At 34.3% G+C, this 14911-nt stretch carries 19 protein-coding genes; 7 read left to right on the top strand and 12 right to left on the bottom strand.

Going from position 1 to position 14911, the window contains the following annotated elements:
• The first annotated feature begins 499 nt into the window (after positions 1-499).
• Positions 500-739, top strand: coding sequence for an EexN family lipoprotein (locus ME3_RS06510; protein WP_007478117.1), 240 nt, complete (start codon positions 500-502; stop codon positions 737-739).
• Positions 740-977: 238 nt separating this feature from the next.
• Here the strand turns inward: ME3_RS06510 and trbL are convergent, their stop codons facing one another.
• The 5 genes from trbL to ME3_RS06475 form a co-directional block, all read right to left on the bottom strand.
• Entirely contained in the window at positions 978-2165 is a 1188-nt protein-coding gene (gene trbL / locus ME3_RS06500; protein ID WP_245256352.1) for a P-type conjugative transfer protein TrbL, read from the bottom strand.
• 298 nt (positions 2166-2463) lie between these two features.
• The gene (gene trbJ, locus ME3_RS06490; protein ID WP_425338860.1) at positions 2464-3135 is read right to left on the bottom strand and encodes a P-type conjugative transfer protein TrbJ; all 672 of its coding nucleotides are present in this window, start codon (positions 3133-3135) and stop codon (positions 2464-2466) included.
• Positions 3136-3176: 41 nt separating this feature from the next.
• Positions 3177-4217, bottom strand: a complete 1041-nt coding sequence (locus ME3_RS06485) for a TraG/VirB4 family ATPase (RefSeq protein ID WP_007478112.1) — start codon at positions 4215-4217, stop codon at positions 3177-3179.
• Entirely contained in the window at positions 4202-5692 is a 1491-nt protein-coding gene (gene traI, locus ME3_RS06480) for a TraI/MobA(P) family conjugative relaxase (RefSeq protein WP_245256351.1), read from the bottom strand. The genes ME3_RS06485 and traI overlap by 16 nt, the downstream gene beginning before the upstream one ends.
• 38 nt (positions 5693-5730) lie before the next feature.
• The gene (locus ME3_RS06475) at positions 5731-6060 is read right to left on the bottom strand and encodes a plasmid mobilization protein (protein WP_007478110.1); all 330 of its coding nucleotides are present in this window, start codon (positions 6058-6060) and stop codon (positions 5731-5733) included.
• Positions 6061-6312: 252 nt separating this feature from the next.
• Here ME3_RS06475 and ME3_RS06470 point away from each other — a divergent pair, with 252 nt between their 5' ends.
• From ME3_RS06470 to ME3_RS06460, 3 genes are all read left to right on the top strand, one after another.
• Positions 6313-6618, top strand: a complete 306-nt coding sequence (locus ME3_RS06470) for a hypothetical protein (RefSeq protein WP_007478109.1) — start codon at positions 6313-6315, stop codon at positions 6616-6618.
• The gene (locus ME3_RS06465) at positions 6615-7340 is read left to right on the top strand and encodes a nucleotide-binding protein (protein WP_007478108.1); all 726 of its coding nucleotides are present in this window, start codon (positions 6615-6617) and stop codon (positions 7338-7340) included. Before ME3_RS06470 ends, ME3_RS06465 begins: the two co-directional genes overlap by 4 nt.
• Positions 7341-7422: 82 nt before the next feature.
• A complete protein-coding gene (locus ME3_RS06460; RefSeq protein ID WP_007478107.1) occupies positions 7423-7812 on the top strand; it encodes a hypothetical protein in 390 nt (129 codons plus the stop codon).
• 760 nt (positions 7813-8572) lie between these two features.
• On the opposite strand, the gene ME3_RS06450 is transcribed toward ME3_RS06460, so the two are convergent.
• The gene (locus tag ME3_RS06450; RefSeq protein WP_007478105.1) at positions 8573-9139 is read right to left on the bottom strand and encodes an LbetaH domain-containing protein; all 567 of its coding nucleotides are present in this window, start codon (positions 9137-9139) and stop codon (positions 8573-8575) included.
• 925 nt (positions 9140-10064) lie between these two features.
• On the opposite strand from ME3_RS06450, the gene ME3_RS06445 reads away from it, so the two are divergent.
• From ME3_RS06445 to ME3_RS06435, 3 genes are all read left to right on the top strand, one after another.
• Positions 10065-10361 carry a helix-turn-helix domain-containing protein gene (locus ME3_RS06445; protein WP_198002721.1) on the top strand — a complete coding sequence of 99 codons (297 nt, stop codon included), beginning with the start codon at positions 10065-10067 and terminating at the stop codon, positions 10359-10361.
• A gap of 179 nt (positions 10362-10540) precedes the next feature.
• Complete coding sequence (locus ME3_RS06440) at positions 10541-11224, top strand: ParA family protein (protein WP_007478103.1); 684 nt, start codon at positions 10541-10543, stop codon at positions 11222-11224.
• Complete coding sequence (locus tag ME3_RS06435) at positions 11221-11592, top strand: hypothetical protein (protein WP_007478102.1); 372 nt, start codon at positions 11221-11223, stop codon at positions 11590-11592. The genes ME3_RS06440 and ME3_RS06435 overlap by 4 nt, the downstream gene beginning before the upstream one ends.
• Here the strand turns inward: ME3_RS06435 and ME3_RS06430 are convergent.
• The 6 genes from ME3_RS06430 to repC form a co-directional block, all read right to left on the bottom strand.
• Positions 11589-11951 carry a helix-turn-helix domain-containing protein gene (locus tag ME3_RS06430; RefSeq protein WP_245256350.1) on the bottom strand — a complete coding sequence of 121 codons (363 nt, stop codon included), beginning with the start codon at positions 11949-11951 and terminating at the stop codon, positions 11589-11591. The genes ME3_RS06435 and ME3_RS06430 overlap by 4 nt on opposite strands.
• A complete protein-coding gene (locus ME3_RS06425; protein ID WP_245256349.1) occupies positions 11915-12256 on the bottom strand; it encodes a type II toxin-antitoxin system RelE/ParE family toxin in 342 nt (113 codons plus the stop codon). The genes ME3_RS06430 and ME3_RS06425 overlap by 37 nt, the downstream gene beginning before the upstream one ends.
• Positions 12257-12360: 104 nt before the next feature.
• Complete coding sequence (locus tag ME3_RS06420) at positions 12361-13011, bottom strand: recombinase family protein (RefSeq protein WP_007478099.1); 651 nt, start codon at positions 13009-13011, stop codon at positions 12361-12363.
• Positions 13012-13336: 325 nt separating this feature from the next.
• On the bottom strand, positions 13337-13606 hold the full coding sequence (locus ME3_RS06415; protein WP_007478098.1) for a type II toxin-antitoxin system YafQ family toxin: 270 nt from the start codon (positions 13604-13606) through the stop codon (positions 13337-13339).
• Entirely contained in the window at positions 13606-13878 is a 273-nt protein-coding gene (locus ME3_RS06410; RefSeq protein ID WP_007478097.1) for a type II toxin-antitoxin system RelB/DinJ family antitoxin, read from the bottom strand. The genes ME3_RS06415 and ME3_RS06410 overlap by 1 nt, the downstream gene beginning before the upstream one ends.
• Before the next feature lie 103 nt (positions 13879-13981).
• A partial coding sequence (repC, locus tag ME3_RS06405; protein ID WP_007478096.1) for a replication initiation protein RepC occupies positions 13982-14911 on the bottom strand: 930 nt, incomplete at its 5' end.

Below are 14911 nucleotides of genomic sequence, written 5' to 3'. Positions count from 1 at the left end.
GATTTTACAAATAAATAATAATCATACTTCATTGTTTTTTTGTAATTAAAGAGGGGAAAAGTGAGGAAGTCCTCTTGTAAAACATATTATAGTGAAGTAGCTTATTTTTTGTTTTATAGAAGTTCATTATGATTGGTTTAATTTCTAATTATTAAGTAAACTATTTTTTCTTCATGTCTTTCCCCCTGAAAAGCCCTTCTGTTTATGCAGTTGGGTTTTTCTTTTTTGAGTATTTTAAAGTATAAAAAAGTCATCGTTGCAAATGGCACGATTTAATAGTTACCTTTCTATATTTTTATTACTTATTTTTCTGCGTAGATTAGTACAAACATAACTAATAATTGAGGATAAATCTTATTGGTTAAATGTTTTTATTGTTTAAATTTAAACTTTAACTTAAAGTTAGCACCAATAAATATTTGCTGTACAAAGCATATATAATATAAAATTACTCCTCATCTTAGAGGGAAAATCAGTAAACTATAAAAAGAGGGGAAAAATGAAAAAAATCCTTTTATCGTGCATAGCAGTATTAACCACGGGATTAATTGTCACTGGTTGTGAAAAAACATATACCGTAGAAGAATTTAAAAAAAATGATGAATTAAGAGATAAATGGGGAATGAAATGTTTCGTTTACAATAAAGCTGACCAGTCATCTCAAAATTGTCAAAACGCACTAAAAGCAAAACAAGAACTAGATAAACCTATTTCAACAAGGCGCGGAGTTGGATTTTAAAAAAGGGGTTAAATAAAAAAGAAAGAGATTAGCGTCTCTTTTTTTTTGTAAATATGAATTTCAAGAACTTTCGCCATAATATCAAAAAGAAAGTACCTAATGATACATCAGGCCAGTGTTTCTCTAATTCATCCAAATAAATCGAGAAACGTGTCTTTCTTAAAACTCTCCCTATTCTATAAAACAAAAATGCAGCTGTAAAAGATAGAAGCACAAAAATTAAAAAATCTTTTATCATTTATTCATCTTTCTTACCTGGTCCAGCTGAAATAGTGTTTGCAGTATTATCGACCACTTCTGTCTCATTAGATTGAGAATTATAATACTCATGAGCGTCTTGCAGAAGAGTATCTTCCAGAGAAGGTGGTGGTGTATTTAAATTAAGATTGGTTGCATCTTCCATCCCGGGAACAGAAATGGCAGCTAAAGTTCCAACAGTTTTCAAACCAATATTAACTGCCTCACCTTTAGAAGTACCTCCTGTGGATTGAGGTTTGGCCTGATTAGTTCTTGTCGAGGGAGATACCCCTCCTGCTGTACGTGGATTTTCACTATAATATTGAGGTTTATTTCCTCCTTTAAAAGGATTTCCTGTCATTCGAGAAGCATTGATATTATTGCTTCTCATGCCTTCCATGGCACTACCCATTCCGCCACCTGCTCCTCCTGCAGCTCCCATACCCCCCATGGCACTACCCATACCACCACCCGCTCCTCCTGCAGCTCCCATAGTTCCCGTGACACCAGTTGATGCTCCACCAGTCGCAGCTGCAGCACCAAGTGCAACAGCTGCACCTACACTTGCACTCGCCATTGATCCGATAGATCCGCCGCCACCACTACTTGTTCCAGAAATTAAACCTGCAATAGTGTCTGGAATAGTTTTTGCTAAATATGCACACACAAATGAAAGCCCTATTAATGTCCACATTGATGCGGATGCACCATCATAGGCTTTTCGCCATGTTACTGCAGAATCGGTAATTAAAGTCACTATAAGTGTAAGTACAAATAATTTTGCACCAACAGAGAGGGAATAACGGAACGCTGTTATAGTAAGTTCTCGCGTCCATTGAGAAGCTCCAAACCCCATAAATATGACAGACGCATTAATTATAATATATGATTCAACAAGCGTAAACGCCATAAAAGCAGCAATAAAAGCAAAACATAAAAGAACGATCATAGCAGCCAGGCTTTTTGTAACAGCCGTGAATAAACCCCAGCTTCTAGCATTTAACACAACATCAGCAAGACTAACAGCCTCTTCAAAAAGATCTCCGGGGAAGAGAGGCTTACTTCTCCCACTTGCATGAGCACCTGCTTCTCGAAAACTATCAATAATTGCTGTAGCCCATTCTTGAGAATATTCTAAAAGAGCAGCAAAAAAACCAACAACAAGAATAATTCTGATAAATTCTCCCACAAAATCTGCAATATCGGCTTGCCTAAACAAAAGAGGGATAAAAGTCTAAACAAACTGAATAGTTGCTAATAACCAAAAGAGACGAAAACCATACTCATGTAATTTCGGATACCATTGTGCAGATTGTTTTTGTATCAATTCCAATAAACCAACAAATGATTCAGTACTATCTAAAGGTGCAGAAAAAGCGATACCCATAAAAAAAATATAATAAATACTGACAAGCAAAAAAAAGTTTTATATTTTTTATTATGCGCAAGTTTTCCATATTCTTATCTTTGTTATTTTATAAACTTCTTCAAAATCCAACCCCGGGTCTTGTCGAAACAGGCTGTTCTGAAAAAAACTTTTCCAAATCTGCTTCGTCTTTTGCTCTGCGTTCAATTTCGTTTGCTGTGTAATTTGCTTGCAAGGTGGTATTATTAGCAACCAACTCTCGAAGCAATTGCAGTTGCTTAACTTGTTGAGCAGCAATTTCATTGCCGGCTTGAATAGCTTGCATCCGCCCTTCTGCACTTGCTGAACGATCGATGAGTCTTTGCATCATCTTATCTTCATTATCAAACATACCTGTGTTGATACCCGCTGCTTCAATGGCAATGCGAGAATTGGAAAGACCACTATCTGCCCATTTCTTATAATCTTGAGCTGGATTCGTTTTTCCAGCATTTTTTAAGTAGGATTCATAGCCGGGATACATTTTTTCAAAGCGGCTATTCAAATCACTCATACTATAAGAAATACTCTGACTATCTTGATAGACTTTTTTTAGTTGTTGCAAAGTGCTTTGCAAACCATCAAACTGTGGACTTGAATAGGAAAGACCTTGTTTTATCATATCTTGATATTGTTTAAGTTGCGATTCCAACTGCTTTGCTGTGTTAATTTGTGTATTAACTGCTTCAAGATATTGATTCATTTGGTTCCAAACTGTCGCGCAATTAACGCAAATAAAACCGAAGACATTCACAGGATAAACTAGGAAAACAAGATGTGTGAGACATAAAACACTCACAACAGAAAGAAATTTAAGTTTTTTTCAAGATACTTAACATAATCAACACCCCTCATTTGAAGCCATTTTAAAGGCCATTCTTGCGCATCTTCTGCAATAAGTTTTTTCACTTTAGCAAGATCTTCCTTACTTGAAACCGCAACAAAGGAAAGAGCAAGATCACCTAATCCTAATTCAAAAAGGCGACGGCCAAGAACAGATTTATAATAATATTGCCATTTCTTTTTTGCTGTTTTGATAATTTTAATTTCTTTATCATTTAAACCAATCATTCTATACAGATCGATAGCACCCGGTGCTCCTTCAGCGCCTCTGGTTTCTGCCTCTTCATTGGGAAGCAAGATTTTTGTCGGGCACTGTTCGAGTAAAACATCAAGGATACCAGAACGCACTGCATCCGATAGACTTTGTGTGGCCATGATAACAAGACAATTCTTTTTACGTAGTTCTTTTAACCATTCACGTATTTTCTCACGAAAAACAGGATGCCCCAACATAACCCACGCTTCATCAAGAGAAAGAATAGACGGCTGACCTTTTAAGCTTCTTTCAAACCGCCTAAACAAATATAGTAAAACCGGCAAGCCGTTTTTATCTCCTAATTTCATAAGTTCATCAATTTCATAAACAACAAAATCGTTATTTTCATCAAGTGGTTCTTCACCATCAAGTAAATGCCCCATACCACCAGAAAGTGTATAATGATTAAGTGCATGACGAATTTCTTGATCTTGAACTGTTGAGACAAAATTGGTTAGGGTACGCATATTTCTGGGCGAATTTTTCATCTGCTGCATTGCACGATGAATTTCCATTTTTTGCTTAGGAGTTAGAGCTTTTTCCACTTGAAGTTCGTAACAAATAGAAATCCATTCCTGTGCCCAAAGATTATCGGCTTCCATATCAATATCTGCAAGGGGCATTAAAGCCCCCATATCACTATCGTTCTCTCCAATATCATAATGGCGACCATTAGCAGCATGACATAAAGTAAATAATGAATACCCTTTATCGAAAGCTGTTATATTAGTGGGCAAATGCCGCCCACACTTATCGACCGATCTAGACCAATAACGGCAAGACTTAATGCAATGTAGGCAGATCCTGTTGTAAATTTTTGTGCATGAATTGTTTCACCAGCATCAATAATGACGCCTCCATCAACGCTTTTGTACAACATATTTCCATTTTTAATAAGATAACTATTTAAGCTTTTGCGTAAAAACTCACCTGTCTTTTGAGCCGTTTTTGCAGTTAACAGATTGTTAGATAAAACCATACGGCGTTCATTCATTGAATGCAAAACATCTATGGCATCTTCATTACCAATATTTGCTTGTTGATAAAGCCAATCACGCCAAGTGGGAAATTTAGCTTCGGATAATTTCTTTTTAACTATTGCTTGCTTTTCTTTTAATTCTTGTTGACGATAAGCTTTTTGTAATTTCAACGTATTTCTAACGGCAACTCGTAAATTCTTAGGAATTAATTTCAACGATGAGGATTGTTGTTTATACCAAATAGAAAGTTGTCGATAAAAAAGCGTTTTTTGCTTATATAAAGTTTGATATCTTTTTTGTCGTTCTAAATCACTTATTTTCTTTTGTTCTTTGTATTGAGAATATAAAAGCGCCTTAGCCTGATTATTTTTTCCAATGGGTATTGGCTTATACTGTTTTTGTCTGTTTGGCTTTATATCCTGATAGGAACCTAGTTTCTTCTCAAGAGCAAACAAAGAAAGGCTTCTATCGCAGCTGCTTGCTTTTACCCACAAATCAAGGTTGGTTGCTCCTATCACCAATCCACTTCCTCGCTTTTTTATAACCAAACCGTGATCTGCCAAACTTTTATGAAGAGATGGCCAATCTGTGTAATCAAATTCTTTAATTCTTTTTCCAACATAGGTTGAGAGAGACTCTATTCCTGTTTTATATTCAAAGTCTTTGGTTCGAGATTGCTTTATATTATCGGAATTGCTGATCTCATGTTCGGGATATTGTTCTGCTTTATGGTCAAATCCGTGAGGTGTCTTGGTTAATCCATATTCTTGTTCAATTTGACGGCATGTTTTCATCAATGTACGTTTGTCAAAGAAAGGTTCGTAGTTACGAAAGTTATCGGGATTGATTTTGTTGATAGCAATATGGATATGTAAATTGTCTGTATCTTGATGAATAGCAGAAATTCGTTGATGAGTATCGTAACCTAATGCAGCACAAAACTTATCTTCAATTTCATGGAGTGTTTTTTTCTCTGGCGTTTCTCCTATAGGAAAAGACAAAACTAAATGATACGTTTTATCTGTTTTTGATTTTTTATTTTGGTTTTGAGTTTTTAAAATAAACTCTGTTGCCATCACCGGATCATCTGTATGACAATTTGTTACTCTGATTGCTGCTACTTTTTCACTTTTTTGTTCATCATTATCAATAATGTAGTCACAAGTGAGCTTCCAATCTCTAGGAGAAATTCCACCATCTAAATTCATAATATAACGGGCTAAACCCGCCATACTTGATGTCGCTTTTTTTCTTTCAATACGTTTTGCAATCATAAGGTAGATATTTTTTCAAAAATTTGTCTTTGAAGTTTACGAAATTCACTCATCATTTTATTGATATCGCTTGGTGCACTCCCTTTCCCATTATTTGTAACTAACCACAATTTCAACAAACCAGCTACCCGTCCTAAATCGCCTTGTAACTTTGTAAGATCTTTGACTGCTTCATAATCAATTTCAGCTTTTACTGGTTTAAGGTGTCCGACAGTGCGCAAATAAGTAGAGATAGACAAACCCGTTTGTTTTGCATTGTTTTCTATCGTTTCTTTTTCATTCAAAGTGCACCAAACACTTAATCTAAATCTTCTCGGTTTTGCCATTTTTCCTTCCTTTTAAATTGCGGAAGCAATCCGACCTCGTAGAGCAAGATACGTTGAGCATTTATGCGAATAAGTGATGTAATGTTAGCTTGCGTAGCGCTACATTACACATCTTGTTTTTCATTTTTTTGAAAAAAAATTTTTCGAAATCTTTCGAAAAATAATTTTAAATAAAACAAAATATTGACTTTTTAGAAAGATTTAGATAGTTTTATAAATATTTTGAAAGATTTGCAAGGATTTGTAAAAAGAATGAAACCAAAAAAAGAATGGGGAAAAATGCGTGTTGTTTTCCTAGCCAACAAAAATTTAATTCGAAATCTTATTGAAGAGGGATATACTTTAAAGGAAATTTTAAAGAAAAATCCAACTTTGAATATTTCTTACCATGCCTTGGCATTCTACACTCGAAAATACTTTAAAAAAGAGTCTAATACTGAACCTTCACCCACAACAATTCAGGTTAAACAACCTACTTCTATTAATCCTAGCAAAACAAAACCAATATCAAGTGATTTTAAGCACGATACAAATAAAAAATTAGAGGATATGATATGATAAATGTTCACATGACTCTGCAAGGAAAAGGTGGTGTTGGTAAATCTTTTGTAGCTAGTCTCATAATGCAATATTTATTAGAAAATAAAGTAGACGTTAAAGGAATTGATACAGATCCGGTTAATCAAACTTTTGCCAGTTATAAAAAATTTAATGTGAAGCATTTAAAGCTTCTTGAACAAAGCGTTATTATTCCTCGCAATTTTGATGCTTTAATGGAAGAACTGCTGAATTCCGACTGTCAATATGTTATTGATAATGGAGCAACAACATTTTTGCCATTAGCTTATTACTTGAAAGAAAATGAAGCTTTTGATCTCTTAGCCGCCTCTCAAAAGAACGTAATTATTCATATACCTATTACTGGTGGTCAAGCATTAGGAGATACTCTTTCTGGATTATTTTCTATCTGCACACAAATTCCAACGACAGCAAATATTGTCGTTTGGAAAAATGAATTTTTTGGTCCTGTTGTTGCTAATGAGAAAAACTTTGAAGAAATGAAAGTCTTTCAAGAAACAAAAGATAGAATTTCCGCTATCGTTACAATTCCACAGCAAACATCTAGCACCTTTGGTGAGGATATCAAAGCAATGCTTGATAAAAAACTAACTTTTCATGAAATTACTAATTCAAACGAATTTAGTATCATGGCTAAAAGTCGCTTAGCACGTGTAAAAGATATATTATTTGAGCAACTATCTGTCATTCCGGGGATATAAAATGCCAACTGATCTCAATGCTATTCGTTAAAGAATAACTAAAGAATTTAATCAACTTATCCCCCCGAATGATCCAATTCTTATGACCGTTTTTTTATCTGATATCATGTTAGAGTCGGCTTTAAAAACACTTCATGAACAGCAAAATTTGATGGTTCAAAATATTATAACTGCTCGTCACGCTATGATAGAAGAGGAGAAAAAAACAGCCGGGAAATTAATAACTGAAGCTACTACATACATAAAAACAGAAATCAATGAAGAAATCAGTAAAAATTTGAATTCTGTCTCTCAACAAATGCAAACCTATAAAAATACAGCACTCGAAATATCTGCCATCGAATCCAACATAAATAAAACTATAACAAATTTTACCAAAGAAATAAAACTCTACACACTATTCATTGGTGCTAGTTTGTTCGCAAATATCTTATGTTTCTTTGCTATTATAATTCATCATTTTTTGTATTAGCTCTCTTTTAAAATTATAAAGTATATTTCATTAATAACACAGGGGAAAATGAACATGAATTTTATCAATAATAATGAAATTCATTTAAATAAAAAGAAAAGCATTATAAATGCTGTCAGTTCTAATATATTTGCAATGCTAAAAAGGCTTCTTATACTTTTTCTTTTATGGTTTCGTAATCCACTATATGTTATAAGAAAAATTTTGACGATCTTATCTTCCTTAGGAGTAATGACAGGTCTTTTTATAGGATTTATAGCAGAAGATGGTTTTGACGCGCCACTTATTCACCTTATAATCCTGTCATTTTTCATAGGATTTGTTCCTTTTATTACAGTATCTTTCTACGATTTTCTTTTAGTTCGTTTGTTACGAAATCGTAATATACAATCCCGTTGATTATACGCATAAAAATAATCGTTCATTAATGATAGTAATAAATATAAGCAAAATTAACAAAGAGAGAATAAACATTAAAGAATTTATCCTCGCTCTTATACTATCAGTAAGTGCATTTGGGGAGATGTTTGTTTTTATCGATCATGCTTTAGTTTTTGACATTAGTAACACTCTTAGAAATATCATTCGCATAACGTGTTTTTCTTATATATTATCTATCACGTTGATGTTGCTCATAAAAGAACAGTACTTTAAAAATCTTACAGCCTGTAAAGTATTAAACAATAATTAAGCCGCATCACATCAATGAAGCGGCTTCTTTTTTTGCTGTTTAAAAGCAAGCGCCCCTCACGCCTCTTATTTACGCTGCTGCATCAATCTTGACGATATTATCGCCTTCATAAACCTCATAATTTTTTGGAACATACCACCTGCTTAGTCTTGTGATTTTTGCATTGCCATAAGCTTTCCTCGAAACCTCTCCATGACCAGAGACTTTTGCATGACCATAAACGGAACCGTAAATCTTAAAGTGACCACCAACCGTAGCATTTTCATAAACTTCACCATAAATTTGTGCATGAGCAGCAACTTTTGCATTCCCATAAACTTTTGCTCCTGGTTTAACACGAGCTGAACCGAAGACCTCAGAATCCCCATAAACATGTGCATCATTATGAATCCATGCATTATGAGAAACACGAGCATTCCCATAAACTTTTGCACGAATATAAACACGAGTATTTCCAGACACATGAGCATTACCCCCAACCCAACAATCACCATCGTGAGAAAGATTGTCCTCTGTCTCTATAAAGCCACCAATGTCACCAGCTTTAACATCACCAAAGTCTCTTAAGGCACGAATACGATGAAGTGTACGCACACCAATTTTTTGGGGGTTACTTGTAAATTCATATTTTTTCATTTGGAATTTTCCTTAACAACGTATTAAAGTTTTCAATTGACGCTCCTAACGGAAGCCGGGCGCTGAAAACACGGCGTTAAGTCCGCTGCTACACTTTTCCCAAAAAGGGTCTTGTATGGTATAGCTACACCCGACAAAATCGTTATACGTTGGAATACGTACAAAGAAAAGTCAGTTTAAAAAGACAGAAGAGAGATTGTTTCGTAACCTATCCGCTTAACGTTCAGTGTTTTCAACACTTGAGTATTTGTATAACAAAACTATCTTTCACTGTCAATTATTTTATTCTCTTTTTTTGACATTTTTTCTAATTTTTTCAAATACATAGCTTAAAAAAACCTTATATTTTTATCAATTTTCTCTACTCAAGTGCCCTTATAAGCTCCTCCTTTAATATCATGATTTCGGAGCCGCGTAAGAAGGACAAAACAAACCGTTTAGGTTCTAAGTCAAGGACGCTGTTAAGCGCCCCGTAGGGGCCTTCCTTGACCTTAAGAACCTAGGTTTGTTAGTCCCTTCTCTAAACGCGGTAACGATCTCATGATTTTGGTGAGCGGTTCCGGTGAGTTTGAGAGGTGGAAAACCTCTCATTAAAAACTATTTTTATTGCCATTTTTCTGAAACTACTTTATGATTTAAAGGGTGTATTGGTCGTGTACGCAGCGATCAAAGGGACTCAAAAATCTCTACAGCTCAAGCACAAAAATTAACCCATTATTATATGCTGTCCCCGGAATTCCGGGAGTTTTTGTGATGTTCAGGTGCTATAGCACTAAAAGCAAAAAGGCTGACTTGAGCTCAGTATTTTTGACTCCCGGAATACTAATGCGAGGGCGCTCGCTACCGGCGGGGGGGTGACCTAGAAGTGCAAAAGAATCTTGATAATGATATTTTTGTAGGCAAGAAAATCCGATATAGAAGAAGAATGTTGGGAATGTCTCAAAAAACATTGGCTTATCATTTAGGTATAAGCTTTCAACAAATCCAAAAATACGAAAAAGGATTAAATCGTGTAGGAGCTGGGCGGTTGAAAAATATTGCTGATATATTTGATGTTCCTATTTCCTTTTTTTACCCTGATACCACAACAAAAGAAAGTGCCGTGCGCCATCATGATGAAATCATATCGAGCAAAGAAGAATACTTGCTTTTAAAAAGTTTTAGAGTTCTTACACCTATAAAGCAGAAGGTAATTTTAGAGCTAATTTCTAATTATAACTAAAACATTATTCCAAAAGTAGAGACAGAAAACAATTTATTGTATGTGTAATATATGTACGACATATGCTTAACATACATAATACATATGTGTTGTATAAATTTTACAGACGTTAAACATATGTTAAGTGTATGTCGTATATAAGTCTGACATATATATTATATATGTCAGGATTTTTATACATGCCAACAATTGTATTTTGTTCAACAAAAGGTGGTGTTGGAAAATCAACATCAGCGCTTATTCTTTCTCAGGTGTTAGCTCATCATGGATCTAAAGTGAAAATAATAGATACTGACCCCAATCAACCTATTGCTGATGAATGGTGGCAAAATGCTGGTCCTCATTATCCAAATAACATAGATGTTCAAGGAGGGGTTAATGAAAATACTATTATAGACGTTATAGATGAAGCAGCGGATACAAATAGTTTTGTTATTGTTGATCTTGAAGGGTCAGCAAATATAACAGCATCATATGCTATTAGTCGCTCTGATATGGTTATTATTCCTATGGCCGGAACAAAACTTGATAGTCGCGAAGCGGCAAAAGTCATTGCTTTTATAGCTCGTGAAGGAAGAGCGAGAAGAAGTGATATTCCTTATCGTATTATGTTCTCAAAATGTTCTGTAATACAAACTCGTGAAGAGAAAGAAATCCGTAAAGAACTGACTGAAGCAAAGCTTCCTGTTTTGAATCATGGAATAATGAATAAAGCTGCCTTTTCTTCTATTTTTGGATTTGGTTGCACTCTTTATCAACTCAATAAAGAAGATGTGTCAAACGCTGAATCTGCCATAAAGAATGCTGAGCAAGTTGCTACTGATATTGTAGAAGCATTAAAACTTGAAGGAATAATAAAATGATAAAAGAACGCAAATCAACATTTTCAGCCTTAAATGATCTACATAATTTAAAGCCTATGACAAAAGCTCCTAAACGTGAAAAACAAGATATTGATAAAATTGCACAACAAAGTGGTTTTACAACGCGTCATGCATCCTATGGAAATCTAAGAGAACCTATTTTGACTAAATCTGGCTCTATTGATGGCCGTTCTAGACGCCGCAGTCTGAAAACTAACCGCATAACTCTCTCAATCAGACCTGATGTTGACGAAGAATTTCGTATGCTCGCTGAAAAATTAACGCCACCTGGGCAAGATCTTTTAACTCTTGGTGATGTTTTGCAGTTTTTAATTGATTATTACAACAATTCTGAAAAAATTAATTAAGGAGCAAAAACAACGTCAACATGGCCTTTTAGCGTGTTCACTTTTTCAGAGCTAATAACAATTTTAATATCATTGCCCAATTCAGCTAAACATTCAAGCATTTTCATTTCACTAATCCCTCGAAATTCTCCATTTAGAAGATTAGATAATTTAGGTTGAGAAAGGGTCAAAAGTTGACAAGCTTGCTTTTGAGTTAAACCCCTTTCTTTAAGAATTTGACTAATTTTTCTAGCAAGTTTTGCTTTTATAAGCATTCCTTCAGCATCTGGAAAATCAAGATCTGCATAAATATTACAACTTCCATGAAAAATGTCTGTCATTTTTATTCCTTTTCTAGTTGTTCTGCTAATTTTAAACATTCTTTGATAAGATCCATGTCTAATTTAGATGTTGCAATGCCATGAGTTGATTTTTTTTGAAAGCAATGGAGTATGTAAAGAGTACTTTTATATTGCACGGTGTAAACAGCGCGATAAGTTCCTTGTTTATCGTACGCAATAACCTCTAACATGTCTGCAGATCCAAAGCCTTTTAAAATTTTGACATTTTCTCCTTTATTTCCTGTTTGAGCTAGATAAAGAGCATAACCAATTCGTTGTTGAACATTATCGGGAAAACTTTTTACATCTCTGCGTAATGACCCAAGCCATATGATACGTTTCAATATTTTATCCATGAAATATTTTTATACCTATATGGATATAAATCAAGTAAATAGTCTTAGTTGAAAAAAAATTTATTTATCTTGAGCTTACTTTTTAAATAATCTCAAATATTATAATTTGGCATGTTTATGTTTGGTCTGATTTTTATAGGCTTAATGTTTCTGCGTTTAATAAACAACCGTACAGTATCCAAGCTTACTCCTAAAATTTTAGCAATACGGCGTTGTGATAATCCAATATCGGTAAATGCTTGAACTTCTTCAATACGGCTATCAAGTTTTAATTTTGTAGTTGTACTACCTTTTGGCCGCCCTAATTTTATACCACGTTGGCGAGCAACATGAAGTGCTTCTTTTGTACGTGTTTGAATGAAATGCCGTTCAATTTGTGCAACCATCCCTAATACGGTTGCTATGATATCGCTCTGCAGGCTTCCATCCATAATAAGACGTTGTTTTGTTATATGAAGAATTAAACCACGTTCACTAGCTGCTTTAAGAATTTCTAATACAGCAAGAGAAGATCCAGCTATACGAGAAAATTCAGGAGTCAGTAATACATCACCTCGTTTAGCTTTTTCAAGTAAATAACCAAGTTTACGTTTACGCCAGTCTTTTTCTCGACTTGCAATTTCCTCTTCAATATGAAGTGGAGCAAACCCATGATTATTAGCATACTCTAGCAAACCAAGTTTTTGGTTTTCTGTATCTTGCCCATCACGAGAAACGCGTAAATAAGCATAAAATTTTGTCATGACCAATAAAAATACCAATTTACATTTAAAATAGTATATTTTGTTATAGAAAAAACGTCAATTAAATATATCATTTTAACCTAGAAAAAACGATCGTTTTTTCTGACATTTTCCAATACTTTTGTTGGCCAACGTGTTTTTTTAAGAATAGAGCAAAACGTTTCGCTATATTTGCAACCTCACAAGTGAGAGAGAGGTTTTATGAAACAAATTGGGAAAAGAATGGGAATATGGTTTTGAAGCGGTTAGATTGGTTTGTTTTTGGAAAAGGGGCCGGTCCCTTACCCCCAATTATATAAATATGATGATAATTAAAAAGAAATAATTATTTAAATAAATCTGAGTGAGTTCCTGTACGCTCAAATCGCAATTGGTTGTCACTGATTTTGTAAATTAAAAGCCAATCTGGTTCTATATGTACGTCCCGAAAACCATGCCAATTTGCTTTGAGTGGGTGATCTTTGTAATGTAAAGGCAATGGCTTTCCTTTTTGTAGTAATAGCATAACTCGTTTAATTTTTTCTAAATCTTTACCACGTTTAATAGCCATTTTAATATCGCGTTTAAATTGATTTGAGCGAACTATCTGGAACATCAAATCCCCAAATCATTAAATAAATCTTCCATATCTTTCGCAATATATAAATCTTCCCCTTTCTCACTTTTGTTTAAAGTTTCAATTGTTAATTGATTAGGTATATGCATATCAAATGGTACTCCCCGTTCATTGACAACTTTAGTTAAAGCAATTCGTACATAATCAGAAATAGTAAGCCCCATATTTGCTAATATTGTACTAGCTTCTTTTTTTAAATCCTTGTCTATTCGGGCACGTACAACCTCTTTTGAATTCGTTGTTACATTCATAAAATAAGCTCCTTTCTATTCTACTTCAGAATATAGCACAATTGAGCTACATGACAAACTTTTTAAAATCTCATTTTTGTTGGCCAATATGTTTTTTGCGTTTTCATTTTTCCCATACAGTTTGTTGATTTGAATTAAGTAGCCCATAAATAGAACGTTCAAGATATAATTCTCCTTGTTTTTCTTTATCAATCATGCCACGCAGGTATCCTCCTGGTGAATGAATGATTTGTCGAGTGTATTTTTCGAGAATAATGCCCATAGCAAGTGCAGCTTTTTTGAATCCCATGGTTTTTTTAGCTTGTTTAACGGCATTAGGAGAAATACCAGTCATTTTAGCTAAGAACTCTGTTGATCTGGTTAAATCATCCACTGAGTTAGGTTTGTTATCAAGGAATTCAGAGACATTAGGCATAGCACTAATTAAAGTCTCTGGCTTAATTTGAGGCAATACGCTATCATTTGAATGGGGTGTTGGTTGGGTTTCGCGTGTGTTTCTTTCACTGTTATTTTTATAGCGACTGGAAGTCGCGTTAGTTGTTTTAGAGTATTCGGATTTATCCGAATTCATTATTGTTTGTTTGTTTTTTGAAGGGTGATTTGTTTTTTGTGTGTTTGTATTACTTTTACAAATAGGATAGGGGTTTGTATTATGTATGTGCATGTCGTCGGCGACATACGTGTATGTTGTTTTTGACATTTTAACATCAAAAAAACGTTGCAAAATCCACTCGAAAAACCGAATAGCTTTCTTTAGTTTCTCAAAAGAAACTTGTGATGGCCGTCCTATAATACATATAACTTTTTGTACTCTAGAAAACAGCATATGCGTAAACGGTGTGATTTCAGATGCACAAGAAAACTTAATCTGTCTTACTAATCCCCTAAAACAACGTAAAGCTTCTCTTCGCTTTTCTAAATCTTCCAATATATCATCTGCTTTTTGTTGAAGCTCACAATAGCGAGCAATTAAAATACGCAGATCAATACCGCAAGCCGTTGTGATATTATTGTGACTATTGTGTGCAGAATA

Source organism: Bartonella melophagi K-2C (assembly GCF_000278255.1).
Classification (GTDB): domain Bacteria; phylum Pseudomonadota; class Alphaproteobacteria; order Rhizobiales; family Rhizobiaceae; genus Bartonella; species Bartonella melophagi.
This window is presented reverse-complemented; position numbering and strand designations above follow the sequence as displayed.